15 protein-coding genes are annotated in these 24,822 nt (G+C 70.5%); 9 read left to right on the plus strand and 6 right to left on the minus strand.

Annotated elements, in window-relative coordinates:
• Window positions 1-75 precede the first annotated feature (75 nt).
• Together HB370_RS12940 and HB370_RS12945 are read left to right on the plus strand one after the other, a co-directional pair.
• Window positions 76-2,442 carry a ribonucleoside-diphosphate reductase subunit alpha gene (locus tag HB370_RS12940; RefSeq protein ID WP_167512975.1) on the plus strand — a complete coding sequence of 789 codons (2,367 nt, stop codon included), beginning with the start codon at window positions 76-78 and terminating at the stop codon, window positions 2,440-2,442.
• Window positions 2,442-3,452, plus strand: a complete 1,011-nt coding sequence (locus HB370_RS12945; RefSeq protein ID WP_167512976.1) for a ribonucleotide-diphosphate reductase subunit beta — start codon at window positions 2,442-2,444, stop codon at window positions 3,450-3,452. Before HB370_RS12940 ends, HB370_RS12945 begins: the two co-directional genes overlap by 1 nt.
• A gap of 10 nt (window positions 3,453-3,462) precedes the next feature.
• Here the strand turns inward: HB370_RS12945 and HB370_RS12950 are convergent, their stop codons facing one another.
• The 5 genes from HB370_RS12950 to HB370_RS12970 form a co-directional block, all read right to left on the minus strand.
• Window positions 3,463-4,044, minus strand: coding sequence for an NAD(P)H-dependent oxidoreductase (locus HB370_RS12950; protein ID WP_063766443.1), 582 nt, complete (start codon window positions 4,042-4,044; stop codon window positions 3,463-3,465).
• Window positions 4,045-4,225: 181 nt separating this feature from the next.
• Window positions 4,226-4,870, minus strand: coding sequence for a response regulator transcription factor (locus tag HB370_RS12955; protein WP_030789872.1), 645 nt, complete (start codon window positions 4,868-4,870; stop codon window positions 4,226-4,228).
• 31 nt (window positions 4,871-4,901) lie between these two features.
• The gene (locus HB370_RS12960) at window positions 4,902-6,089 is read right to left on the minus strand and encodes a sensor histidine kinase (RefSeq protein ID WP_030789869.1); all 1,188 of its coding nucleotides are present in this window, start codon (window positions 6,087-6,089) and stop codon (window positions 4,902-4,904) included.
• A gap of 51 nt (window positions 6,090-6,140) precedes the next feature.
• Window positions 6,141-8,348, minus strand: a complete 2,208-nt coding sequence (locus HB370_RS12965; protein WP_037702775.1) for an MMPL family transporter — start codon at window positions 8,346-8,348, stop codon at window positions 6,141-6,143.
• A 23-nt stretch (window positions 8,349-8,371) separates the two neighbouring features.
• Window positions 8,372-8,512 (minus strand): hypothetical protein, encoded by a 141-nt coding sequence (locus HB370_RS12970; protein ID WP_157855637.1) that lies wholly within the window; start codon window positions 8,510-8,512, stop codon window positions 8,372-8,374.
• 396 nt (window positions 8,513-8,908) lie between these two features.
• Here HB370_RS12970 and HB370_RS12975 point away from each other — a divergent pair, with 396 nt between their 5' ends.
• The gene (locus tag HB370_RS12975) at window positions 8,909-10,936 is read left to right on the plus strand and encodes an N-6 DNA methylase (protein ID WP_030789862.1); all 2,028 of its coding nucleotides are present in this window, start codon (window positions 8,909-8,911) and stop codon (window positions 10,934-10,936) included.
• Window positions 10,937-10,940: 4 nt separating this feature from the next.
• On the opposite strand, the gene HB370_RS12980 is transcribed toward HB370_RS12975, so the two are convergent.
• Window positions 10,941-12,428, minus strand: coding sequence for a serine/threonine-protein kinase (locus tag HB370_RS12980; RefSeq protein WP_051816075.1), 1,488 nt, complete (start codon window positions 12,426-12,428; stop codon window positions 10,941-10,943).
• 150 nt (window positions 12,429-12,578) lie between these two features.
• Between HB370_RS12980 and HB370_RS12985 the strand changes: the two genes are divergently transcribed.
• The 6 genes from HB370_RS12985 to HB370_RS13010 all read left to right on the plus strand — a co-directional run bounded on the left by HB370_RS12985 (window position 12,579) and on the right by HB370_RS13010 (window position 24,755).
• Window positions 12,579-14,222: a PD-(D/E)XK nuclease family protein gene (locus HB370_RS12985; RefSeq protein ID WP_063766444.1), complete on the plus strand. Its 1,644-nt coding sequence runs from the start codon at window positions 12,579-12,581 to the stop codon at window positions 14,220-14,222.
• Window positions 14,219-15,391 carry a hypothetical protein gene (locus HB370_RS12990; protein WP_244405506.1) on the plus strand — a complete coding sequence of 391 codons (1,173 nt, stop codon included), beginning with the start codon at window positions 14,219-14,221 and terminating at the stop codon, window positions 15,389-15,391. The genes HB370_RS12985 and HB370_RS12990 overlap by 4 nt, the downstream gene beginning before the upstream one ends.
• Entirely contained in the window at window positions 15,384-18,989 is a 3,606-nt protein-coding gene (locus HB370_RS12995; protein ID WP_030789851.1) for a hypothetical protein, read from the plus strand. The genes HB370_RS12990 and HB370_RS12995 overlap by 8 nt, the downstream gene beginning before the upstream one ends.
• Before the next feature lie 23 nt (window positions 18,990-19,012).
• Window positions 19,013-21,982 (plus strand): DUF3962 domain-containing protein, encoded by a 2,970-nt coding sequence (locus tag HB370_RS13000; RefSeq protein ID WP_051816072.1) that lies wholly within the window; start codon window positions 19,013-19,015, stop codon window positions 21,980-21,982.
• A 143-nt stretch (window positions 21,983-22,125) separates the two neighbouring features.
• Window positions 22,126-23,100, plus strand: coding sequence for a serine/threonine-protein kinase (locus HB370_RS13005; protein ID WP_063766442.1), 975 nt, complete (start codon window positions 22,126-22,128; stop codon window positions 23,098-23,100).
• Window positions 23,097-24,755 carry a serine/threonine-protein kinase gene (locus tag HB370_RS13010; RefSeq protein ID WP_051816070.1) on the plus strand — a complete coding sequence of 553 codons (1,659 nt, stop codon included), beginning with the start codon at window positions 23,097-23,099 and terminating at the stop codon, window positions 24,753-24,755. The genes HB370_RS13005 and HB370_RS13010 overlap by 4 nt, the downstream gene beginning before the upstream one ends.
• The last annotated feature ends 67 nt before the right edge of the window (window positions 24,756-24,822 follow it).

A 24,822-nucleotide genomic window follows, 5' to 3' on the forward strand; every position in this document is an offset into this window, starting at 1 on the left:
GCACGGGCGGCTGCCTTGCCATGCCTTGCCCCCCTGTGTCCCGGGCCCCGTTTCCATCCGACGAGGGAGCACCACGTGACCATGGCTCCAAGCCATCCGGCCGCGCTCACCGAGGAGCGACCGCAGCACGATCCGGAGCCCGCGCTGCTGCGGACGCTGTCCGAGCTGACGGCCGATCTGCCCGACGCCGACCCCGATCGGGTGGCCGCCGCCGCGCTGCGCGGGCGGTCCGCGCGGGCCGACGAGGCGGAGCTGCGCGAGCTGGCCACGGAGGCCGCCGCCGGCCTGATCGCCGAGGACCCCGCCTACTCCAAGCTGGCCGCCCGGCTGCTGACGATCGGCATCCGCCGCGAGGCCCGTACCCAGGGGGTGTCGGCCTTCACCGAGTCGGTGGCGGTGGGGCATCGCGAGGGCCTGGTCGCCGACCGTACGGCCGAGTTCGTGCGCACCCACGCGGAACGGCTGGACGCGCTGGTGGACTCGGCCGTGGCGGAGGGCGCCGACGACCGCTTCGGTTACTTCGGCCTGCGCACCCTCTACACCCGTTACCTGCTGCGCCACCCGGTCACCCGCAAGGTCATCGAGACGCCCCAGCACTTCATGCTGCGCGTGGCGAGCGGTCTGGCCGAGGACCACACGCCCGGGGCGGTGGACCAAGTGGCCGACCTCTACGGCCTGATGAGCCGCCTGGACTACCTGCCCTCCTCCCCCACCCTGTTCAACTCCGGCACCCGCCACCCCCAGATGTCCGCGTGTTACCTGCTCGATTCACCCCTGGACGAGCTGGACTCCATCTACGACCGCTACCGGCAGGTCGCCCGGCTGTCGAAGCACGCCGGCGGCATAGGGCTGTCGTACTCCCGTATCCGTGCCCGGGGCTCCTACATCCGGGGGACGAACGGGCACTCCAACGGGATCGTGCCGTTCCTGAAGACCCTGGACGCCTCGGTCGCCGCCGTGAACCAGGGCGGCCGCCGCAAGGGCGCCGCCGCCGTCTACCTGGAGACCTGGCACTCCGACATCGAGGAATTCCTCGAACTCCGGGACAACACCGGCGAGGACGCCCGCCGCACCCACAACCTCAACCTCGCGCACTGGATCCCCGACGAGTTCATGCGCCGCGTCAACGCCGACGCCCAGTGGTCCCTGTTCTCCCCCGCCGACGTCCCCGAACTCGTCGACCTGTGGGGCGAGGACTTCGATACCGCCTACCGCAAGGCCGAAGCCGCCGGCCTCGCCAAGAAGACCCTCCCCGCCCGCGAGCTGTACGGCCGGATGATGCGCACCCTGGCCCAGACCGGCAACGGCTGGATGACCTTCAAGGACGCCGCCAACCGCACCGCCAACCAGACCGCCGAGCCCGGCAACGTCATCCACTCCTCCAACCTCTGCACCGAGATCCTGGAGGTCACCAACGACGGCGAGACGGCCGTCTGCAACCTCGGCTCGGTCAACCTCGGCGCCTTCGTCCGCGACGGCGACATCGACTGGGACCGCCTGGACGCCACCGTCCGCACCGCCGTCACCTTCCTCGACCGCGTCGTCGACATCAACTTCTACCCCACCGAACAGGCGAGCCGCTCGAACGCCAAGTGGCGGCCGGTCGGGCTCGGGGTGATGGGCCTCCAGGACGTCTTCTTCAAACTCCGCCTGCCCTTCGACTCCCCGGAAGCGAAGCACCTGTCCACACGCATCTCCGAGCGGATCATGCTCGCCGCGTACGAGACGTCCGCCGACCTCGCCGAGCGCAACGGCCCCCTGCCCGCCTGGGAGAAGACCCGCGCCGCCCGGGGAGTGCTCCATCCCGACCACTACGACACCGAGTTCACCTGGCCCGAACGCTGGGCGGCGCTGCGCGAACGGGTGGCAACGGTCGGCATGCGCAACGCCCTGCTGCTGGCGATCGCGCCCACCTCGACCATCGCGTCGATCGCGGGGGTGTACGAGTGCATCGAGCCGCAGGTGTCGAACCTGTTCAAGCGCGAGACCCTGTCCGGCGAGTTCCTCCAGGTCAACTCCTACCTGGTGCAGGACCTGAAGGACCTCGGGGTCTGGGACGCCCGCACCCGCGAGGCGCTGCGCGAGGCCAACGGCTCGGTGCAGGACTTCCAGTGGATCCCCGAGGACATCCGCGCCCTGTACCGCACGGCCTGGGAGATCCCCCAGCGCGGCCTGATCGACATGGCCGCCGCCCGCACCCCGTTCCTCGACCAGGCGCAGTCGCTGAACCTGTTCCTGGAGACGCCGACCATCGGCAAGCTCTCCTCCATGTACGCCTACGCCTGGAAGTCCGGGCTGAAGACGACGTACTACCTGCGTTCCCGGCCGGCCACGCGGATCGCGCGGGCGGCGCGGGCCACGGTGCCCGTCCAGCAGGCCGCCGATCCCCAGGCCATCGCCTGTTCCCTGGAAAACCCCGAGTCCTGCGAGGCCTGCCAGTAATGTCCCGTAACACCAACCTGCTCGACCCCGGCTTCGAACTCACCCTGCGCCCCATGCGCTACCCCGACTTCTACGAACGCTACCGGGACGCCATCAAGAACACCTGGACCGTCGAAGAGGTCGACCTCCACTCCGACGTCGCCGACCTCGCCAAACTCACCCCCGAGGAACAGCACCTCATCGGCCGGCTCGTCGCCTTCTTCGCCACCGGCGACTCCATCGTCGCCAACAACCTCGTACTGACCCTCTACAAGCACATCAACTCCCCCGAAGCACGCCTGTACCTGAGCCGTCAGCTCTTCGAGGAAGCCGTACACGTCCAGTTCTACCTGACCCTGCTGGACACCTACCTCCCCGACCCCGACGACAGGGCCGCCGCCTTCGCCGCCGTGGAGAACATCCCCTCCATCCGCGAGAAGGCACAGTTCTGCTTCACCTGGATGGACTCGGTCGAAAAACTCGACCGGCTGGAGACCAAGGCCGACCGCCGCCGCTTCCTGCTCAACCTCATCTGCTTCGCCGCCTGCATCGAAGGACTCTTCTTCTACGGCGCCTTCGCCTACGTCTACTGGTTCCGCAGCCGCGGCCTGCTGCACGGCCTGGCCACCGGCACCAACTGGGTCTTCCGCGACGAGACCATGCACATGAGCTTCGCCTTCGACGTCGTCGACACCGTCCGCAAGGAAGAACCCGACCTCTTCGACGACCAGCTCCAGCAGCAGGTCACCGACATGCTCAAGGAGGCCGTCGAGGCCGAGCTGCAGTTCGCGCGCGACCTGTGCGGTGACGGCCTCCCGGGCATGAACACCGACTCGATGCGGCAGTACCTCGAATGCGTCGCCGACCAGCGCCTCACCCGCCTCGGCTTCGCCCCCGTCCACGGCTCCGAGAACCCCTTCTCCTTCATGGAGCTCCAGGGCGTTCAGGAGCTGACGAACTTCTTCGAGCGCCGCCCCTCCGCGTATCAGGTCGCCGTCGAGGGCACGGTCGACCTCGACGAGGACTTCTGAACGGACTCCCTCAGGACGCCAGGCTGCCGCTGACCTCCCGGACCTCGACGGCAGCGGCGGCGCGGGCCTCGGCGGCGGCATCGGCGAGGTCGTCCAGGAGCCGGGCCAGGGCCGTGCGGGTGGGCTCGTCGGTGATCCGGCCGTCGCTGATCATCAAGGTGGCCCGTGGGATGCCCAGTTCCCGCGGGATCACCTTGGCCCCCATCACGGCGAGGGTCTCGGCGAGCCAGGCCCGGGCCCGGTCGCCGCCGGTCGCCGCGGGGGACGCGCTGGCCAGGGCGACCGGCTTGCCGTCCATCTCCCCGCCCCCGACCAGCCACTCCAAGGCGTTCTTCAACACCCCCGAGGTGCCGTGCGCGTATTCGGGAGTGGCGATCAGCAACCCGTCCGCCGCGCCGACGGCACCCCGCAGTTCCGCCACGACCCGGGGCAGCGCCGTCGTCTCCACGTCGGCATCGAAGAACGGCAACCGCCCGAGCCCCGGGTCGACGAGGAGTTCCCGCGGGGGCACCACCAATTCCGCCGCCGACCGCAACACAGCCGCGTTCAACGACCCCGCCCGCAGACTCCCGCACAACCCGAGGATTCTCATACCGGCCAGCCTATGTCCCGACGTCTTACGAGACGTCTTACGAGCGGTGCGGGACCGCGGCGCCTGACGGGGCGGGGACGCCTGAAGGGCGGTGCGGGCCGGCTGACGCGCGGCGGGGGTGCCTGGCGCGGAGTGAGGGCGCCTGACGCGCGGTGGGGGCGGCTGACGTGCGGTGGGTGCCTCACCCCACCAGCAACCCCCGTTCCAGGGCGACAACGACGGCGCGGGTGCGGTCGCTGACGTCCAGCTTCGCGAAGACGCGCAGGAGGTGGGTCTTCACCGTGGCCTCGCCGATCACCAGGCGGCGGCCGATCTCGGCGTTGGACAGGCCGTCGGCGACCGCGCGCAGCACCTCGCGTTCGCGGGCGGTGAGGGCGACGGGTTCGGGGCGGCGCATGCGGGCCACGAGGCGTTCGGCGACCTTGGGCGCGAGGACCGTCTCGCCGCGCGCCGCCGAGCGGATGGCGTCGGCGAGCTGTTCGCGGGTGGTGTCCTTGAGCAGATAGCCGACGGCGCCTGCCTCCACGGCCCGTTCGATCTCGGCGTCCGTGTCGTACGTGGTGAGGATCAGCACCCGGGTCGCGACGGGCAGGGCGACGATCTCGGCGGTGGCGGCCGCCCCGTCGAGCACCGGCATGCGCAGGTCCAGGAGGGCCACGTCGGGGGCGAGCCGCTGGACCAGGCCGACGCCCTCGCGGCCGTCGCTCGCCTCGCCGACGATCTCGATGGTGGGCTCGCCGGTCAGCAGGGCCACGACCCCGGCGCGCATCACGGCGTGGTCGTCGACCACGACGACCCGTATCCGGTCGGTGGCGGTGTCGGTCATCTGCTTCCCTCGGGGTCGGCGTGGCGGGGTCTCAGCCCTGGGCGGGTGTGGGCAGGGTGGCGAGGATGCGGGTGCCGTCCCCGAGGGAGCTGGTGACGGTGAGTTCGCCGTCGAGTTCGGCGAGGCGCCGGCGCATGCCGTCGAGTCCGAAGCCGCGGGACTCCGCGACGACGAAGCCCTTGCCGTCGTCGGTGATCTCCAGCTCGACGCCGCCGGGAACTTCGCTGAGGACGACGCCGACGGTGGCGGCACCGGAGTGTTTGCGCACGTTGGCGAGGGATTCCTGGGTGCAGCGCAGCAGGGCGACGCGGGTGCGCTGGTCGAGGTCGATGTCGGGCAGTTCGGCGGTGACGGTGACGCCGGTGTCCTGGGCGAAGCGGTCCAGGGTGCGGCGCAGGGTGGTGGCCACCGAGCCGGCCGCGACGCCGCTCACCGGGACGGAGCCGACGAGCACCCGGGCCTCGGTGAGGTTCTCCCGCGCGGTCTGCTCGATGGACGCGAGCTGCTGGGCGCTGCGCCCGGGGTCGGAGGTGAGGGCGGCGCGCGCGGCTTCGGCGAGTACGACGATGGAGGCGAAGCCCTGGGCGAGCGTGTCGTGGATCTCCCGGGCCATCCGCTCGCGTTCCTCGGCGGCGCCCTGGCGCTGGTGGGCGAGGGCCAGTTCCTCCTGGGTGAGGGCGAGTTCGGCGGTCAGTAGCTCCTGCCGCTCGTTGCTCTGGCCGACGAAGCGATGGATCCACAGGCCGAGGCCGGTGCCGATGGCGTAGGCGGCGAGGGTGAACACCGTGTTGCCGGTGAGGAATTGGGGGCTCCAGCCCTGGCCGAGCGTGCCGCCGAACACGGTGAGGGCGGCGGCGCCGCCGCTGAGCGCGACCGCCTCGCGGGGTGTGCGGGTGCAGAGCCAGAACTGCGGCAGGGACACGACGTAGAAGGCGGCCCCGCCGTCGAGGAGGTACGAGCTGCCGCCGAGGGCGAGGGCGAGGAGGCCCAGGTAGGCCCGGCGGTTCAGGAGGCGGGTGCGCGGTCGGGCGAGGGTGAGGGCGTGGCACAGCGCGATCAGGGCGAGCAGGCCGAACATCCAGCCCTTGCGGGCCGGCGACCGGTCGAGCACGCCGCCGGCCGTCGGCAGCAGGCCGAACAGGACCCAGACCACCGTGTTCCCCAGCCGGATCCGGTCCGGGGTGAGCCGGTCGCTCGGCTGCTGCTGCCCGTGGGCCACGCTGACTCACCTCATCCGTAAGGGTGTTCGGAATCCTATCGGCGGTGGTGGTCAGTCCACCGGCTCCAGCGGGCGGGCCGTGGGGTCGGCGGCGGTGGCGCGGGCGCGGCGCACGCCCCGGGAGGGCCACCAGTTGGCCTCGCCGAGCAGGAGCATCAGAGAGGGCAGGACCAGCATACGGATGACGAAGGCGTCCAGCAGGACGGCGACGGCGAGGCTGAAGCCGATCTGCTTCATCTCGATCAGGTGCAGGGCGGCGAAGCTGGCGAAGACGGTGACCATGACGACGGCGGCGCTGGTGACCACGCCGGCCGAGCTGCCGATGCCGTCGATGACGGCCTTGCGGGTGGGGACTCCGCGCAGCGCGACCTCCCTGATGCGGCTGATCACGAAGACCTGGTAGTCCATGGACAGGCCGAACAGGATCACGAAGAGGAACAGCGGGACGCGGGAGCCGATCGATCCGGTGGAGGTGAAGTCGACCAGGCCCTCGGCCCAGGTGTGCTGGAAGACCAGGACCAGGATGCCGAGCGAGGCGGCGGCGGACAGCAGGTTGAGGACGACGCCGACCAGGCCGAGGACGACGGAGCGGAACGCCCGGACGGTCATGACGAAGGTGACCAGGAGGAGGGCGCCGATGATGAGCGGCAGCTTCTGTTCCTGGTGGGTCGGGTAGTCGGCGTAGCGGGCGACGTCTCCGGTCACGGCGGTCTCGGCGCCCGGGACCCTGCCGACGGTCTCGGGGACGTAGCGCTCGCGGATGTCCTCGAGGGAGGACTGGGCCGCGTCCGTGCTGACGTCGTGCGGGACTTGGAGCTGGAGCATGCTGATCCGCCGGTCGGACGAGGTGGTCAGGGCGGAGGTGCCGCTCAGGCGCGGGTCTTCCTTGACGTCGGCGGCGAGGGCGCGCAGGGCGGCGGTGACCTCGGCGGAACGGCCGGCGTCGGCGCGTACGACGACCTGGTGCATGGACTTCAGCTCGGGGAAGGCCGTGTTGAGCCGGTCGTAGACCCGCATGGCAACGATGGAACGGGAGTGGGTCTCGCGGCCCATGTCGGTGAGTTTCAGGCCGAGGACCGGGGCGGCCAGGGCGAGCAGCGCGAGGACCGTGACCAGGAGGGTGGCGGCGGGCCGCTTGGCGACGGGCCGCAGCACGGCGGCGGTGAACCGCCCGGGCCCGGTCCGGTACGCCCGCTGCTTCCTCGGCGCGAGCCCGCGCGCGGCCCGCCGCTCGGCCCGGCGCTCCGCCCGCATGCCCATCTTGGCGAGCAGCGCGGGCAGGACGGTCAGGGAGCTGACGACGGCGACGAGGGTGACGACGATCGCGCCGGTGGCGATGGAGGAGAAGATGATGTCGTCGGCGAGGTAGAGGGTGGCGCTGGAGACGGCGACGGCGAGCCCGGAGAGGACCACGGCACGGCCGGAGGTGGCGGCGGCGATCTCCACGACGGCCCGCGGGCCGAGCCGGCCACCGCCACGGGCGCGTTCCTCCCGTTCCCGCTTGAGGTAGAAGAGGGTGTAGTCGACGCCGACGGCGAGGCCGATCAGCAGGATGATGTTGGTGCCGACGCCCGCGTCGGGGAAGACGTGCGAGGCCACCATCGACAGACCCACGGCCGCCACGATCGAGGACAGGGCGAGCAGCAGCGGTACGAGGGCCATGGCGATGGAGCTGAAGACGAGCAGCAGGGTGATCAGGGTGACCGGCAGGGCGATGACCTCGGTGCGCGAGAGGTCGTCGCCGCGCAGCTTCTCGACGCCCTTGCTGATGGAGGGCGAGCCGGTCTCCTCGATCCGCAGCCCGGGGTGGGCCTTCTGCACGGCGGCGGTTTGCGCGAGCAGCGGCTCGACGTGCTTCTTGCCGTCCAGCTCGGGCCCGTTGAGGGTGACGGTGACCCGTACGGCGGTGTGCCGCGCGTCCCGCACCGGTTCCGCGACGGACCGGACCTCCGGAAGCCTCCGCATCAGGGCGGTGATGTCGGCGGCGGCCGCGTCGGCGTCAGCGGTGTCGAGCCGTCCGCCGCCGGGCTTTGCGGTGATCAGGACGTGTTCGACGGGCCGCTGCTGCAACCCGCCCTCGGCGGCGATCGCCTCACCCCGCCCCGCCTCACCGATCCGGAAGTCCTCGGTGGTCGCCGCGTTGGTGCCGACGGCGATACCGACCCCGAGACACAACACGACGAACACCAGCCAGCCGACGATCCCCCGCCAGGGGTGCGCCGCACTCCAACCAGCCATACGCACAGGGAGATTCTTCATGCCGACCATGCTCTTGGCGGACGCTACGACACCGACAGCAGCGACTGGTTGAACCTGGGGTCCACCGGGTGGTGGACGGGGGTACGGCGGGCTGCCCCGTCCGGGGAGCCGGAGCCGCGGCGCCGGATCACGACGACCAGGGCGGCGCGCGGGGACGGCTCCACTCAGCGGCAGGCAGACTCACCGAGCGCCGGGCCTTCGCATCCTCCACCCCACGGCCAACGGCCCGTTCCCCGGCTGAGGCCGCCAAGGCCCGGCCGCCGCGAACGACTCATGTATCGGTCTCGTTTCAAGCAACCTTCGCCCGTAAAACGTGCGCGGAGTGGACTAGGACGCGACACCAAGGCGACTGAGGGAGGCAAGCGGTAACCCTGCTGTCTCTGTCACCTGCCCGGCATGGGAAGGCGGTCGGAGGGACCGACGTCTCGAACTGACAACCACGCGAGATGCAAAGTCCGGGCCCTAACATGTGCGTAAACTCAGTCAAACAATGCGTCCCTCAAACGCAGGTGCTCACGGAATCACTGGGCGCGAGGCTGCCACGAGCTCCGGAGGAGATCATGTCCAAGACCTCAGGGTCCCCCCCGGTTGTCGTCACCCTGGCGGAGATCGCGCGCCTCGCGGGCGTCGGGCGCGCCGCCGTCAGCAATTGGCGGCGACGGTATGACAGCTTTCCCTCTCCCGTCGGCGGCACCGACACGAGCCCGCAATTCTCGCTTCCGCAGGTCGAGGAGTGGCTCAGGCGGGAGAACAAACTCAAGACGGCGCTCAACCCGCTCGACCGGCTCTGGCCGGAATACGAATCCCTGGGCGACCGGGAGACGACGGGCCTGCTGGTGGCCCGGGTAGGACTCCGGCAGAGTGGCGTCGAAACCGCCGGCCCCGCCGGGGGGCCGCGCCTTGACCAGCGTCAGACCCGCCTGCTGGAGCGCACTCTCGAACTGGCTCAGCCGGACGAGGAGGCCAAGACCTTCGAACTCCTTCTCGACCGATGGCTCCGGACACACGTGCGACAGATCACGACTACACCGGTACAGCTGGCCCAGCTCATGGCCCAGGCGGCGGCCATGAACCACCCCGGGCCGGTCCGGAGCGTGTTGGATCCCGCGTGCGGGACGGGAACATTGCTCATCGCAGCCGGCCGGCAGTGGGATGCTGGCCGTGCGACGAGACTGCGTTTCCTCGGTCAGGACAGCGACCCGGTTCTCGTGGAGCTGGCCAAAGCTCGCCTCTCCGTGGACGGGTTCGCCGAGCGTGACCTGTCCAACGTCTCGTTGGCTGCGGGTGACACGCTGCGGGGCGATGCCCATCTCGGAACGCAGGCCGATGTGATCCTTTCCAACCCGCCGTCGAACGAGCGCGACTGGGGTCACGCGGAGCTCGCCACAGACCCGCGTTGGGTGTACGGGCAGCCACCGCGTACCGAGCCAGAACTCGCCTGGGTTCAACATGCCGCAGCAGCTCTGGCTCCTGGTGGCGTCGCAGTTCTCGTCTTGCCGCCCGCAGTGGCGGCCCGCCGCGCGGGTCGGCGGATCAGAGCCGGTCTCCTGCGGTCCGGAGTGCTCCGGACAGTGATCGCTCTGCCGCCTGGTGTCGCCCCGCCTTACGGTGTCGGACTGCATTTGTGGATCCTGCACGCGGACGGTGTCCCCGGTCGGGGCGGTGCGGACGGCAGAGAACTCACGTTCGTGGACACCACACACGCCACTCGTCCCGTGTCCGTCGACAGCGCCGGCGTCGACTGGTCCGCTGTGGCAGAGCAGGTAGTAGGAGTCCTCGGCGGCACAAGCATGCTGGGAAGCGTCTCAGTGCCCGTGGTCGACCTGCTGGACGATCAGGTGGACCTCACACCTGCGCGGCGTGTTCCGAGGACACGAGCCGCAACCATCGTCGATCTCAGGCGCCTCTGGACACGGTTCGACTCACACATGGGGGAAGTCCGCGAAGCCGCCGACGCCCTGTCGGCACTCATACCCGCGGACGGTGACGAGACGGTTCCGCTCATCAGCGTCGGCGAGCTGGAACGAGCCGGTGCCCTGGAGATCCGGACCGGGCAGGGGCTGCCGGAGTCGCTGGTGCGCCGCGGGGAACGCCAGGAGGACGAGACGCGCGTCCTCACGGGGACGCCGCTGTCCGGTCAGGCGCAACTGTGGCTTCCCGCGTCGGCCGTCGCGGCAGGTGAGCAGGATGGCTCACTCACGGTCACGGCGCCCCAGGACGTCATCGTCTCGGTGCTGGCCCGGGCCTTCGACGTACGGGTGGAAAGCGACGCCCCGTCCGTCCTGGGGCCCCAGCTCTCGGCGCTCAGGGTAAATCCCGCGGTCCTCGACCCGTGGTTCCTGTCCGGCTGCTTGCGCGCCCCCGCCAATGTGCACAGGGCCGGCACGCACGCGTCCACCACGTCACGCATCGACGTCAGGCGTCTGCACGTCCCGAGGCTCTCACTGGAGGAGCAGCGGCAGTACGGGGAGGTCTACCGGAAGATCGCCGTCTTCGAACGAGAACTCACCGATATGAAGACCGTGGGCGGCGAGCTGAGCCGGGCGCTGGGGGACCTGCTGGCCGCGGGGCACCTTCCGCGGGACTGACCGGCTACGCCTCGGGCAGCCAGGCGAGGAGGTCGGACACCTCCGCTTCGTAGCCAGACTCGGCCAATTCCACCGCGACCTCACGGCAGCGGCTCGTCAGCCGGCCGGAATCCGGTACGGCGACGAGCGACAGGCTGTGCACCACTGCGCGCCAGCCGCCGAGCGCGCCGGTGAAGTCACCCTCGGGCATGAGGCACTCGGCAACCCCGAGGCGGCCTTCCAGGACCAGAGGGTCCGACGGCTCTCCGTTCTCGGCCACGAGCTGGTACTGCTCTTTCGCCTCACCCGTACGACCATCCAGCCGGGCGGCGTCGGCACACACCAGTCGCCCCTCCAGGACGATCGGCTCCCGCGCGCCCCAGTCCGACGCCGCCTTGGGCAGCAGGTCGAAGAGCTCGGCGCAGCGGTCGCCGGGACCATCGGCGAGCAGTTCCGCCCGGGCCTGCGCGACGCGTCCGGCGAACTGGTTGCGCCCCAGCCACCCACCGCGGCGGCGGACCGGACGTCGTGCTGTGGCACGGGGGGTGAGCGGGGTGCTCGCTGCGCCCGTCAGCGAGCCGTCCGCGAGGCGATAGCGAGCGGTCGGGTCCGGATCCAGTTCCGGATCCGGGGCCGGGTCGCCCGGCTTCGGAAGGAAGTCGCCGAGCACGTCCAGCACTTCGTCGATGGACTTGGGGCGGTCCGCCGGGGCCTTGGCGAGGAGGTCCCAGCCGAGGTCGTCCAGTTCCTCCGGGATCCCGACATTGATGCTCCGCAGGCGCGGCGGCAGGTCCTCGAGGTGCTGGGTGTCCTTGTTCCGGTCGGGCTTGTCCTCGAAGGGCTTTTCTCCGGTGAGGAGTTCGAACAGCACACAACCGAACGCGTAGAGGTCCACCGAGGCAGAGATGTCCTGCTGGCCCCGCAGCTGCTCCGGGGCCATGTACCCCACGCTGCCCGGCGTCGCGCCGAGGGCGGTGTAACGGGTCGCGTCAGGGTCGGTGAGGTGGGCGATACCGAAGTCGAGCAGCTTCACCGCTCCGTCCGCGGAGGCGATGACCATGTTGCCCGGTTTCAGGTCGCGGTGCACCACGCCGTTCATGTGCGCGTGCCCAAGGGCCTCGGCGATCTGGACCGCGACGGCGATGGCGGCATCGAACGGGAACGGCCGGCGCACGTCCAGGAATTCGCGCAGGCTGATCCCTTCGACGTATTCCATCACGAGGTAGGGCTCTTCACCGCGGTAGCCACGGTGCAGCAGGCGGGGGATCCCGGGGTGCTTCAGCTCCTCGAGGATGACACCTTCACGTTCGAACCGCTTCAGCAGCTCGATTCGGCGTCGCGTGCGCTCTGCCGGGGTGAATCGGCCCTGTGTGTATGCATCGAGCCGCAACACCTTGACGGCGACCGTCTGCCCGGTCCCCAGGTCGGTGGCCGCCCAGATGGTGCCCATGCCGCCCTGGTCGAGCGCCTCATCGATTCGGTAGCGGCCGTCGAGGACTTCCCCGGCTTCCACGCCTCACCCCCGGCTGTTCATGACATGGTGTCAGCCACACAATAGCGGTTCACGGGACACATCGAGTCAATCGCTTGACTGAGTTCACAAACATACGCTTCCCTGAGTGTGTTGGCGCTCTCGTCTCACCACGCCCGTAAGGGGTGCATCGTGTCGCTCCCTCTGCCTCCGCCCGGAACGAACGGAGACATCCGGCTCATCCGCACTTCGCTGCCGTTGCTCCGCGAGGACCCTCAGGAATGCCCGCGCGGCAACGCCCTGCGAGCCAGGGCACTGCTCCGTCAGGTTCCGCCGCGGCCGCGGGGCAAGCCCGTCGAGGACTTCGCTCTCGGACCGGTGATGAGCGTCCTGGACTCGGTCGAGCACGAGGGAGAGGACGTCGACAGCTCCTTGGCGCGAATTCTGAGGAACCAGAAGTACCATACGGGCCACTCCAGTTGGGTCGAATCAGCCGTTCGGTCCTACCTGCTGGCGCGCACGGCGCGCGAGGCGGAGCGGCACCTTCTCGGGCGCCCGCCGACCCTGCCGGTGCGCGCCCAGTGGACGGCCATCACCCAGATCGAGAGTCCGGACACCCGCGGGGCGATCCGCTACGAGCGCACGGCGTGGGGACGGCGGTACGCGTCCGCCGACGGGACTGAACGCGAGCTGTGGCTCCTGTCCGTGAATTCCCTCAAGGGGGACCGCCCGCCCGCCGAGATCACGGAGGCGGCTGCCGTGGCGGCAACGGGCATCCCCTCCCAGTCGGCCTTCCACGACATCTTCCGTCCGGCACCGGGCAGCACCGTCCACCCGCAGCGGGTCCGGGTCGTAGGCGTCGGCTGCGGCAGCGGCGAGCACGAGGTGCTGGCCGACTGGGACACCGCCGAGGTCGAGAGGCGGTTCGTGGAAGACGCCCAGCCCGTGCTGCGCCGGGTGATCGAGGACGGCCGGCTCAACCCCGGTTCCAGTTGCACGCGCTGTGAAGGCCTGGTCGGCTGCGAGCAGCCGCCCCGCGCCCCCGGTGTCCTCGGGGTCCCTGGGCCACGCCGCCCCCGCATTCGTCGCTCCGTGTCCGCCAGCGACCTGCGCGTCCATGCCCGCTGCCCGGCGCAGTTCCACCTCACCCGCGCGCTGCACCTGAAGTCAGGGGATCCGGAGAGCGAGCCGGTCCGCAGGGGACGTGCGGTCGACCAGTGGCTCAACCTCCGTCACGAGGACGGATGCTGCCGCACGGTACCCCTCCCGGATGTCCTTCCCGGCCTCTCCCCCTCCGAACTGCCGACCGCCCTCACCCTGCTCATGGAGCACCAGCGGGCCTGCCCCCTCGACGGCCTGCCGTCCGACGAGGTCGTACGGATACAGCCGCGCCTGACCATGTACGACCCCGAGCTGGACGTCGTCCTGATCGCGGACCCCGACCTCTTGTACACCCGCTCCGGAGGCTGGGTTTGGCACGAGACGAAGACGGCTGCGAAACCCCCCTGGGAAGGCCGCGCATTGCTGGAGACGTATCCGCAGCTCGCCTTCGCAGTGCTGATGATGTCGGCCGGAGTACCCGGCGGTGATCCGCGTCGGTCGCTGATCGAGCTGGAGGTCCTGTACCTGGACGCGGAAGGAACCGGCAGGTCGCGCTGTGAGGAGATCGATCCCGGCGATCCCGACACCTTGTCGGAAGCACGCCGCGTCATCGCCGCGCTCGCCGGCCCCTGGGCGGTGGACGAGACCTACGCACCCACGCCCGGCAGCCATTGTGCAGTCTGTGACGTGCTCAGACACTGCGCGGCCGGCCGGGCGCACCTGGAGGCACCGTGACCACGACCGACAACGCAGTACCACCACACGACACCGACTGGTCCGCACACCGCGGTATTCCCCTCATGCGCGCACTCGCCACCGCTCTGACGGTGCTCGACGCGGCCACCGGCCCCGAAGCCTTCACCTTGCCCTATCCGTCCGAGGTCCAGCGCGCCCTCGACCGGACGGTGCTGGCCTGCCTGGAGCGCGGGGCCGAGCCTCCGGTCAGCCTTCCGGACCTGCTGTCCTGGTGCCGCGAGCGACCGGTGGCGGACTGGCCGGTGGGCCTGCCGGCCGAGGCGGCCGGACCGGAAGACCTGCTGCTCGACCCGGACTCCTCACGCCCTACCGAGCTGTGCTACGAGTGGGCGGAGCAGTTCTCGGACAGCGCACTGGTCCTCTACGACCGTGAGATCATCCGCGCAGCACTGCGCCTGTGCCGCGAGTACGGCGAGGAGGATGCGTACACCGAGTTCCGGCGGCTCCTGGTCACCCGGCCCGTCCTCACCACGGCCGAGGAATGGGCCGTGTCGATGGACCACGTGCTGGACCCGGTGAAGGAATTGCTGAGCCGCATCTACCTCCCCGTCCCGGACAGCTATCTCCGCAGTGGCGTCTACGCGACCTGCGGCCGGTGTCTCACCCTGCTGACCCCGCTGCCCGACGGTGGCTGGTGGTGCGAGCGGGACCGTTGCCGCCGCAGGGGCCGACCGCCGGTGGGACGTCGCATCCCGAAGGAGGAGGCCGGTGAACTGCTTCAGCTTGCCCGGCCGTTGCGCCAGTTCGTGACCGGCCCCGGACGGGCGGAGACCCGATTGGAAGGACGGCTCACCGCGCTCGGGCTGAAGGTGAGGATGTGGCCTGCGTATGACGCCTATGACGTACACGTCACCTTTCCGGACGGCTGGGTGTGGGCGGTGGACGTGAAGGACTGGGCCCATCCGGCGTTCCTGGGGCGGGCCGCCAGGCCCGTGCCCCAGGAGCCCCGGTACGACGAGGCGTTCTGGGTGGTGCCGCAGGACCGTGTCGACGACCGACCGGGCTATATCGCCACGTATGAGCGGAACCGTCCGGTCACCGCCCGCCGAGTTCCGTTGCTCACCGACACCCAACTGCTCGCCCGCGCCCAGGACCGGCTGGAACACACCGGCAGAACCATGTGTGAGGAGGAGACCGGCGATGCGTGACCGCGACAGCTGGCATCATCCGGTCAGCAGGGAGCTCGCCCGTTTGTGGGACGAGGTGCCCGCCGAACTCGGCGACGTGAAGCCCAGCCTGCTGTGCCAGGCGGAGCTGGCCTTGCGGATCCTGGAGCACATCGCACCGGACGAACCCGCCCGCGGTGCTTACGTCCTGTTCGCCGGATACGATTTCGCCGGCGCCCGGGGACACGTGCCCACCCTCCAGCACGAGGTCATGCTGCTCGCGGGCCGCCACCTGCTGTGGCACCTGCGCCGCGGTCGTGCGTGGGAGCGTACTCTGGAGACCTACCGATGTCTGCCGGACCGGCTGCGGGCCTACGAGGTCGCCGCGCTCGACCGGCCCGCTCGGCGGCGCGAGCCAGCCGTCGCGTCGGACCGATTCGTCGTGTATGACGCCGCCCTCGCGGCGCTGCCTCCGCTGGCCCGCAAGGCTCTGCCCCTCGCTCCGCCCGGCCGCGCCACCTTCGTCGACAGGGGCCGTCCCACCTCGGTGACGCTGCCCAAGGAGCTACGTCCCGACCCCGTTCCCGGCCACGCCCCGGAGGCGGGGCGGCCGGGTAAGGGGCAGCCGCTCACGATCGGCCGGACCGAACTCCTCGATACGGCGCGATGGATGGACGCCACCGAGCAGGCGAACGAAGTGGAGAATCCTGGCCACTGGGCGGACCGTCTCGCCGAGCTGCACATCTTTCCGCGCGACGCGGACGGGCTGGGCTTCTCCAAGGAGGGCGACCTCCGGCTCGTCGGACTGCTGCACCTGGCCGGCATGGTCGGTGCGGGCAAGTCAACCCTGATGACCCTGCTCGCGGTCTGGGGTGCCCGCCGGACGCCGGCGCTGCGCACCACACTCCTCGTCGGCGACGTGGCCGAACAGCTGCGGCTCACCGCTCTGTTCCGCGATCTGGGGCTGCCCGCCACGCCGGTGCTGGGGCTCACCACGCGGGAAACCCATGTTCAGCGACTGCACCGGCGGCTCGCCTCCCGCGGCGTGCACAACCTTCTGGATCACGACGACCCGGGCTTCGACCACCTGAGCACGGTGTGCGTGGTGGACGCCCTGCGCGGTACCGAGGCGGCACGCCCCCTACGGTTCGCGGACGCGCCGTGCGCCTCTCTCTATCCGGAGAAGAAGCGCACGCAGGACGCCGGCGCGGACCCTGGCGCCCTGCCTGAGCCGTACCGACCGGGGCAGCGTCACCCTTCGAGCGGGGACGAGCGTCCGGCGGAGGTGAAGGGAGCCCCGCACGGGTGCCCCCTGTGGTACGTGTGCCCGCGTCACCGTACGGCCCGGGAGCTGGTCGACTCCCTGATCTGGGTGGCCAACCCGGCGAGTCTTGTGCAGTCGGCCGTGCCGCGCCACCTGGGTGACGAGCGGCTGCGCCACCTGGAACTGGCCTGCTTGCGCAGTGACATCATCGTCGTGGACGAGGCCGACTCGGTACAGATGAAATTGGACGAGATCTTCGCACCCTCCGCGACCCTTGTCTCTCCCGGCCCCGAGTCCTGGCTGGACCAGGTGCAAACTCACCGCATCGAGGAACTGTGCCGGCAGGGGCGGCTGCCGCTCACCGACCAGGAGGTCGAGCGCTGGTCGGCCTCACTGACGGTGGTCCATGCCGCCACCGACCGCCTGTACAAGCTCCTGATCTCCGACGCGGACCTGCGCGAGTGGGCCGACATCGAGTACTTCAGCCCCTGGACCCTTCAGGAGAAGCTGCTCGGCTCCTGGTTCACACAGGACCCCGAATCCGGGCCCCCGGACGGCGTCTCTGACGAATCGGAGCTGTACGAGGCATACGAGGACGAGGCTCCGGAGCTCGAGTCGGACGGACCGGAAGTGGATGCCCACCGTGCCGAACTGACCGAGCACTTCGACAACTTTCGCGACGATCCCCTGGGTGGACGTGGCCCGTACGGCAGCCTGACCGACGAATTGGTGCGCCTGGCTCAGGACTTGCTGACCACGTTGTCCACTTCTGACACGCGCGAACGCGTCCTCGCCGTGCTGCGCCCACTGCTCGCGGGCACTCCCGCTGCTGCCCGGACCCAGGACGGGGCCTGGCTCGATCTGACCGCCGGCCGCCTTGAGTTCATGCTGCTCCTCAGCGCCCTGCACCAGCGTCTCGACCGGCTGGTCTTCCTCTGGCCCCAGGTCGAGGCGGCCCTGCACCTGGACTCGACCGGCAACGAGCTGTCCCGCCGTCCGCCGCTCGACTACGCCCCGCTGGTACCGGAAGCACCGATGGGCAACGTCCTGGGATTCCAGTATCTGCCTGACGAGCGAGAACACGACGGCGAGGGACGGCACAGCGGCACCCTGCGCTTCTTCCGGTGCGCGGGCGTGGGCCGGGAACTCCTGCTCACACTGCCCAACGTGGGGGCCGACCCGGGCCGGGGACGCAGGGGACCGCACGTCGTGCTGATGTCCGGAACCAGTTGGGCGGGCACCTCGACACGTGCGCACGTGGTCGCGCCCGTGGGCGCGGTCCTGACGCCCTCCCCAAGGTCCCTCGAAGCCGTGAGCGCGTCGGAATTCAGTACGCACTTCCTGTACGACGACGAGGGCCGCCCCCTGAGCCTGTCAGGCACCGAGCCGAAAGCCCGGCCCGCCGCCTGCCGGGCGATGGTCAGCCGGCTCGGCTCCCCCGGCCGGGGCGGCGCCCCGAGCCCGCTGGAGCAGGAGCTCGCCAGGGTCGTCGACAGTCGCCGACGACGGGCGATCCTCCTGGTCGGCAGCTACAAGGAGGCACACATCGCGGCGGAGGTCCTGCACGAGATGGAACGCTGGCACGGCCGCGTCCGTGTGCTGACCGCCGACGACGCCGACCTGGAACAGGCCGTACGGGGCTCGGCACCGCCCCGGGCGGAGGCAGACCGGGTCACGGCGCTGCGCCGTGGCGACCTGGCGATGTTCGCCCAGGACCCCACGGCTGAGATCCTCGTGGCCCCGCTGATGGCCGTCGAGCGCGGGCACAACATTCTCAACGCGCAGCGCAACGCAGCTTTCGGCACGGCCTTGTTCCTCGCTCGGCCACATCCGCGCCCGGACGACCTCGCCCTGGCCGTGTTCGCGATCAACGACTGGGCGACCCGGTTCGCCCGTGACGAACCCGGGCTCGCACAGGGAACCTTCAGCAAGCTGGTCACGACGGCGGCGGATCTGGACGCGGCCGGGCTCGCATTCCGACACGTGGCGCGCGCCGAGTGGCGTCGTCTGCTGTCCCGCCGGTACATCTACTCCCGCCTGTCCGTCCACGAGAAGACGTCCTTCACATGGGACCAACTGGTCACGATCTGGCAGGTCATCGGCCGTCTGGTGCGCGGTGGGGTGCCCGCCCGTGTGGTCTTTGTGGACGCTCGGTTCGCGCCCCGTACGGCCAAGCTGCTGTCCCCCGGCGCGGCGGCGGCGCAGCTTCCGCAGGACGACGGCCTGCTGACCAGGCTGCGAAACGTGCTTGCCCCCTACTTCACGGAGGGCTCCCCACCGCCTGACTGCCCCGATCCGGCGGACCCCGCGGTCGCCAGGCTGTTGTACGCGCCGCTGTACAAGGCACTGCGCGCCATCGAGCACCACACGTCCTGACCTTCGCCAGAGAGGACCTGACCATGGCCCCCCGTTACGACTGCATCCGTACCGCGGCCGCACGTCCCGTCTCCCCCGACACCTCGGTGGTCGAGCGGTACCGCGCGCTGCCCTTCCCCGAGGAGTGGACCGGCGCGCTGCTCGCCCTGTGCAACGCGGGCCGCGACAAGCCGCTGGAGACGGTGCCCACCTTCCGTATGGACCAGGTCGTGCAGACGCTCGCCCCCGACGTACTCGTGCGGCCCCGCCCCAACCGCCACCGCGGGGAGGGCCAAGACTTCTGGCTGTACGCCCCCGAAGGCGTGCCCGATCCACTGCCCGACGCGGCGCTCAGGGGACTCCTCGGCGCCTGGCTGAAGGACCTGCGCCCGGAGCCCGAGTTCCGTTCGCTGCTGTCCGAGACCCGCTCGGCGCTGCTGGAGAAACCTCCCCGGTGGCAGGAGGACGTACCTGTGGAGCTGCTGCGCCACGAGCGGCCCACCGACGGTGGCACGGCCGCTCCGGAGCCGCGCCAGTTCCAGTTGGCCACCGACTGGCTGGCCAGGCGGGTCCTCGCCTTGGAGCCGTACAACTTCGCAGGCGGCCGGCTGCGCTTTCGGGCCATGCCGCGCGGCCCGATGGACCGGGGCGCCGAACTCGTTTCACAGGCGCTGGAGTTCGAGGGCAGCCGGGGTTCCGAGTGGTACTCCGTCGTCTTGAACATCACGCTGCAGACGGTCCCCTTCGACCCGCTCCCTCGCTTCCATGTGCACACTCACATCCGCCGGTACGCGACCCGCGTGAGCGCGCGGACGGAACGGTTGTACCTGCCGTTCGGCCGCCGGACCACGGTGCTGCTGCGCCCGCGGGTTCCATGGCTGCCTGGCGCGCCGGCGAGCGACCGGTTCGCCGTGGCGCGGCTCGCCTGGAGCCGGGACGGCCACGACTGGGTCGGCGGCGGACCGGCCGGAATGCTCCGGAGCATGTCCCTCACCGAGTCGTTCCCGGACGCCGACGCCATCCTCACCGACCCGGTCGGCTGGCTGACCGACGACATGCGGGCGGCTGTCCTGTACAGCACGGCCATGGGGTCGCACGAAGTCGGAGCCGGCCTGATGACGGATCAGCGCTCGAAGATCGTCGAGTGGGCCCTGCAGGCCCTTCCGGAGCAGCTGGAGCCGGTACCCGCGCTGGTCCGCACGAGCCTGTCGGGCAGCACGCCCGGCAACTCCCGTCAGGATCCTTCCGAGGAGTCGGCGAAGAGCGAGGAGGAGCGCAGGCGCGCGGAGGCTCGGCGGCGCGGCACGGCGTTCGCGCTGTGCCAGCTGCCCCAGGACCTCTCCCCGGGTGAGCTGCCCGCGCTCGAGGCGCGGTTGCTCTGGCAGACTCCCGTGATGCGGGACACCGCGATCAACGCTCTCGTGGCGCACCTGGATCTGAAGGGCGACGGCGGCGCGCCGGGGTCTGAGGAGGCCTACGACGGCACGGTGGTCCTGGAGTGGCAGTCCCCCGAACTCACCGTGCGGCTGCGCTGTCGCAGGCTCTCCCGCTCCCTGGGCCGGGATCTTGCCCTGTCCGAGGGCATCCGGCACTCGCGGGCCGCGGTCACCACCGCGATCCGCGACCGGCGCCGGGAGATGACGGCCTTCCTCACCGAGGAAGGGATCCCGTCGCCCGCGCCCACGCTCGCCCTCGTGGAGATCGACCGGGCCAAGGACTTCTCCTCGCCCGACCACGACGCCAAGTTCGCGCTGCGACTGGGCTGCGCGGACGCCGGTGTGCTCACCCAGTTCCTGGCCGTGCCGAAGAAGGCCAAGGGTTACAACAGCGAGAAGAACAAGGAGTTCCGCGCGGCGAAGGCCTGGGACGATGGACTGCGGCAGCTGGGTGTGCGGGTCCACCCCGAACACAGCCTCGGGGAGCGTCTGCCCGTCGGCATGCGGTACGCGGCCGTTTGGATGGTGCGCAAGAACCGTCGCAGCCGCACCCGGTGGGCCGGGCATGTGCCCGTCGCCGTGCTGGTCACTCCCGATTCGTCCGGTGTGGGTCTGGCCCGAGTGGAGGGCTGGGACGACGAGGCGCGTGCCTGGGTGCCGTACCCGGTCATGCTGTTGAAGCTGACCAGGCAGTGCGAGGTGCCCAAGGACATCCTGCCCGCACCGCGCGATGGCGAAGCCCCGGCGGCCCGGCCGTCCTGGTGGGCCGACATGGCTCAGCAGCGGAGGGATACCGAGGAGTGGCTCCAGCGGGTGCGCCGCACGCTGCGCGGCACGCCGACCATGCTGCTGGCCCACGCACAGAACATGCGCTCGCACTGGACCTGGCTCCAGGACGGCACCGTGGTGGCGGACAAGTTCCGCGACGGCCATGCCCCCGCGCGCCGACTGGACCCGGACCTGCGGCTCGTCCGGGTACGTACGGCACGCAACCGGGAGACCGCCCAGTGGTGGGGGGTGAACCCCGACGGTCCCAACGGCCTGGCCGCCCATCTGTGGGCGGACCCGACCGCGGACCCCGGCAAGGCCCGCGTCTTCTGGTCCACGACGCCCAAGGCCCGCACCTTCAAGCTGTCGGTGGCCGCCGACAAGCTGGCACCTCGCGTCAACACCAGGGGCAAGGTGACCATCGACACCGACAAGGCGGCCTGGAACCCCGGGCTCGTGGAGATCGCCGTTCTGGGGTGCCACTCCGGCGACGGCGACGTTCCCGAAGCGCTCGCGCTCGCCGTGCACCAGCTCCGGCAGGCTCCCGATCTGCCGGACGCGCTCAGTCTGCCGTTGCCCCTGCACCTCGCGGGGCTCGCGCAGGAGTATGTACTGCCGACCCAGAGCGAGGACGGCAGTGACGGGGGCGACGCCGTCGACTCCGTCTCCGACGCCGACCCGGACACGGGGGCGGCCCCGGGGACGGAGACGGCTCCCGAGCCGGAGGAGACGGACTGGGAACAGCTCGCCCTCGCTATCCCTGCACAGTCCGTGTCCGGGGGCAAGCGGTGGGAGAAGCAGCCGGGCTGAGGTCCGCCACCGCGTCGCGTGTCGCAGCCCCATGACGTGCTTTCCGCCTCATGGGGCTCCGGGCTGACCTAGGATCGTCCTCGATTCACCCGCAGTGACAGTGCGGTAGGTACGGGTTACAGAAGAGCTTGGGGGGCCGTCGAGTGCCTCGAGGTGAGCGGATTGCCGATCGCTATGAACTGCTGGCGCCGATCGGTCATGGGGCGATGGGCGAAGTATGGGAATGCACCGACCTGCGCCTGCGGCGGCCGGTCGCCCTCAAGTTCATCCGTCCGGCACTTCTCGACTCGCACGACGAACGGCAGCGCCTCGTCCGGCGCTTCCGGCGGGAGGCCGCCGCGCTCGCCGGAGTCGACCATCCTCATGTCGCGACCGTGTACGACGCCGGTGAGTGGAAGGCGCTGCAGTATCTGGTGATGCAGCTCGTTCCGGGCATGGCGACTCTGGATGACCTGGTTTCGGAGCGCGGTCCGCTCACTGTGGACGCGACGGCCGCCGCGGGCGCGCAGATCGCTGCCGGGCTGTCCGCTGTACACGCGGCAGGTCTCGTGCACAGGGATCTCAAGCCGCAGAACGTCATGGTCGCTCCCGATGGCACCTTGAAGATCATCGACTTCGGTCTGGTCACCGCGCCCGGCGCCATGCCCACACGACTGACAGTGCCGGGGGAAGACATCGGTGCACCGGACTACCGGGCGCCGGAACAGGCAGGCGGTCCCTGTTCCTCCGTCGACCACCGGGCCGATCTGTACTCGCTCGGCTGCCTCCTGCACTTCATGCTGGTTTCGGAACCCCCGTTCACCGCGCCGACACCGGCGCTCGTCGTGCTGGCGCACCGGAAGAACGTGCCCCCAGCCCTCACCGCCTTCCGCCCTGACATCCCACCGGGCCTTGAAGACCTGGTCCTTCGGCTCCTCGCCAAGGACCCCGACGAGCGCCCCGCCGACGCCGTCTCGGTGTACTCCCTCCTGGCTGGCCATGTCCCATCGTCCGCACCCACCGTCTCGTGGGATTCCACCCCCGACGCGGGTATGGACGTCACGCGGCCGTTCCGATACCCGGCCGCTCCGCGACCGCCGGCGGCCCGGGTGCACAGCGGGGTGCGGGAGAGGCGATGAGGGACTACCGCATGACGCCGGGCGAGTTGATCGACGGCCGCTACGAACTGGCGGAGCTGCTCGGCAGGGGCGGCATGGGTGAGGTGTGGGCCGCCTACGACCAGCGGCTCGACCGCTCCGTGGCGGTGAAGCTGTTGACACCGCCGACCGTCTCCGGGGTGCCGCGGCAACTCGATCCGCAAGACCCCGCCGTCATCCGCTTCACTCGAGAAGCCCGGCTGATGGCCAAGCTGGAGCACCCGTACGTGCCGGTCATTCACGATGCGGGCACCCACCGGGCGAGCCGGCTCTACCTGGTGATGCAGCGCGTGTACGGGCACACCCTGGACCGGCTGGTGCTTCAGCGCGGCCGCTTCCCCGTGGAGTGGGCCGCCGCGGTGGGCGCCCAGGTGTGCTCCGTGCTGGAGCAGGCCCACGGCCGCGGCTTCGTACACCGGGACCTCACCCCGCGTAACGTCATGCTCACGGCGGACGGCACCGTGCGCGTTCTCGACTTCGGCATCGCCACCGCCCTGCAGGGCCCGGACGGCCCACGGCTGACCGGCGCCGGCACGGTGGCGGGAACCCCGGGCTTCATCTCGCCCGAGCAGGGCAAGGGTCAGGCGGCGACACCTCTCAGCGATCTGTATGCGCTGGGATGCGTGCTGTACGAGATCCTGGGCGGCCGGCCACCGTTCACCGCCCACGAGCCACTGGCGCTGGTGGTCCAGCACATCGTCGACGACCCGGTTCCGCTGGATCGGCTGCGCGGGGACGTACCGGCCGAGCTGTGCGATCTGGTCTCCCGGCTGCTTGCGAAGCGCCCGGAGGAGCGTCTGGCGAACGCGGCCGAGGTCCGGGACGTCCTCGCCCCCTGGGCCGAGCAGGCGGTGCCGAGGACCATCCGCGCGGCAGCTCCGCGACCCGGTTCGGTCACCGCACGGGTTCCGCAGGGCGGGGCCGGTCTTCCGGGCAGGCTTTTTCCCGGCCAGGAGCACAGGCCTTCCCCGGAACAGGCGCCGGCTTCTCCCCCGGCGGCACAGTCTCCCTCCCGGCCGCGGCGATCGTCATCGCCCTCCGGCACCGGGTCATCCACGCCCGTGGACCCGGGTGACCTGCGCGAGCGCGCCCGACGCCTGGCTGCGGAAGGACGGTTGTCACAGGCGCTGGAGCTGCTGAGCAGGGATCTCGACGCGGTTCTGCCCCGTTTCGGCCCCGCTGACCCGGAGGTCGTGTCCCGCCGTCTTGGCATTCTGCGACTGCAGTTCGAGGCCCAGGAGCTGCATGCTGCCCGCGACGGTTGCTTGGAACTTGCGGACATCCTCGCGTCGACCCGTCCCGCGCCGGACGCAGACCTCGCAGTGTGTCGGGTGATGGCCGCCCGCTGCCTTGGCCGACTGGGGCATAACTCCGATGCGCTTCGGGAGTTTCGCAGCGCGCTCGATCTCCAGAAGACGGTGTTCCCCCTGCTGCACCCGGAGATCTTGGGGACCCGACGGGAGATCGCCACATTGCTGGCGGGGTCGGGTGCACCAGGTGAAGCCCTCGACGCTTTGCGCTCCCTCGCTGACGATCAACGAACCGCGCTGCCTCCGGACGATCCCGCCCACGCCGAGGTGGAGCGGTTGGTCAACCGCCTGACCCGACTGCCCCGCGCCGTCCCTCTCACGCAGTAGACCGGCGGCTACCCGCCGCGACCAGACGAGGAATCTTCGTGAACTGAGTCAACCGACGGGTCGGTGG

It is taken from the genome of Streptomyces sp. DSM 40868, assembly GCF_011820545.1.
Lineage (GTDB): Bacteria > Actinomycetota > Actinomycetes > Streptomycetales > Streptomycetaceae > Streptomyces > Streptomyces eurythermus.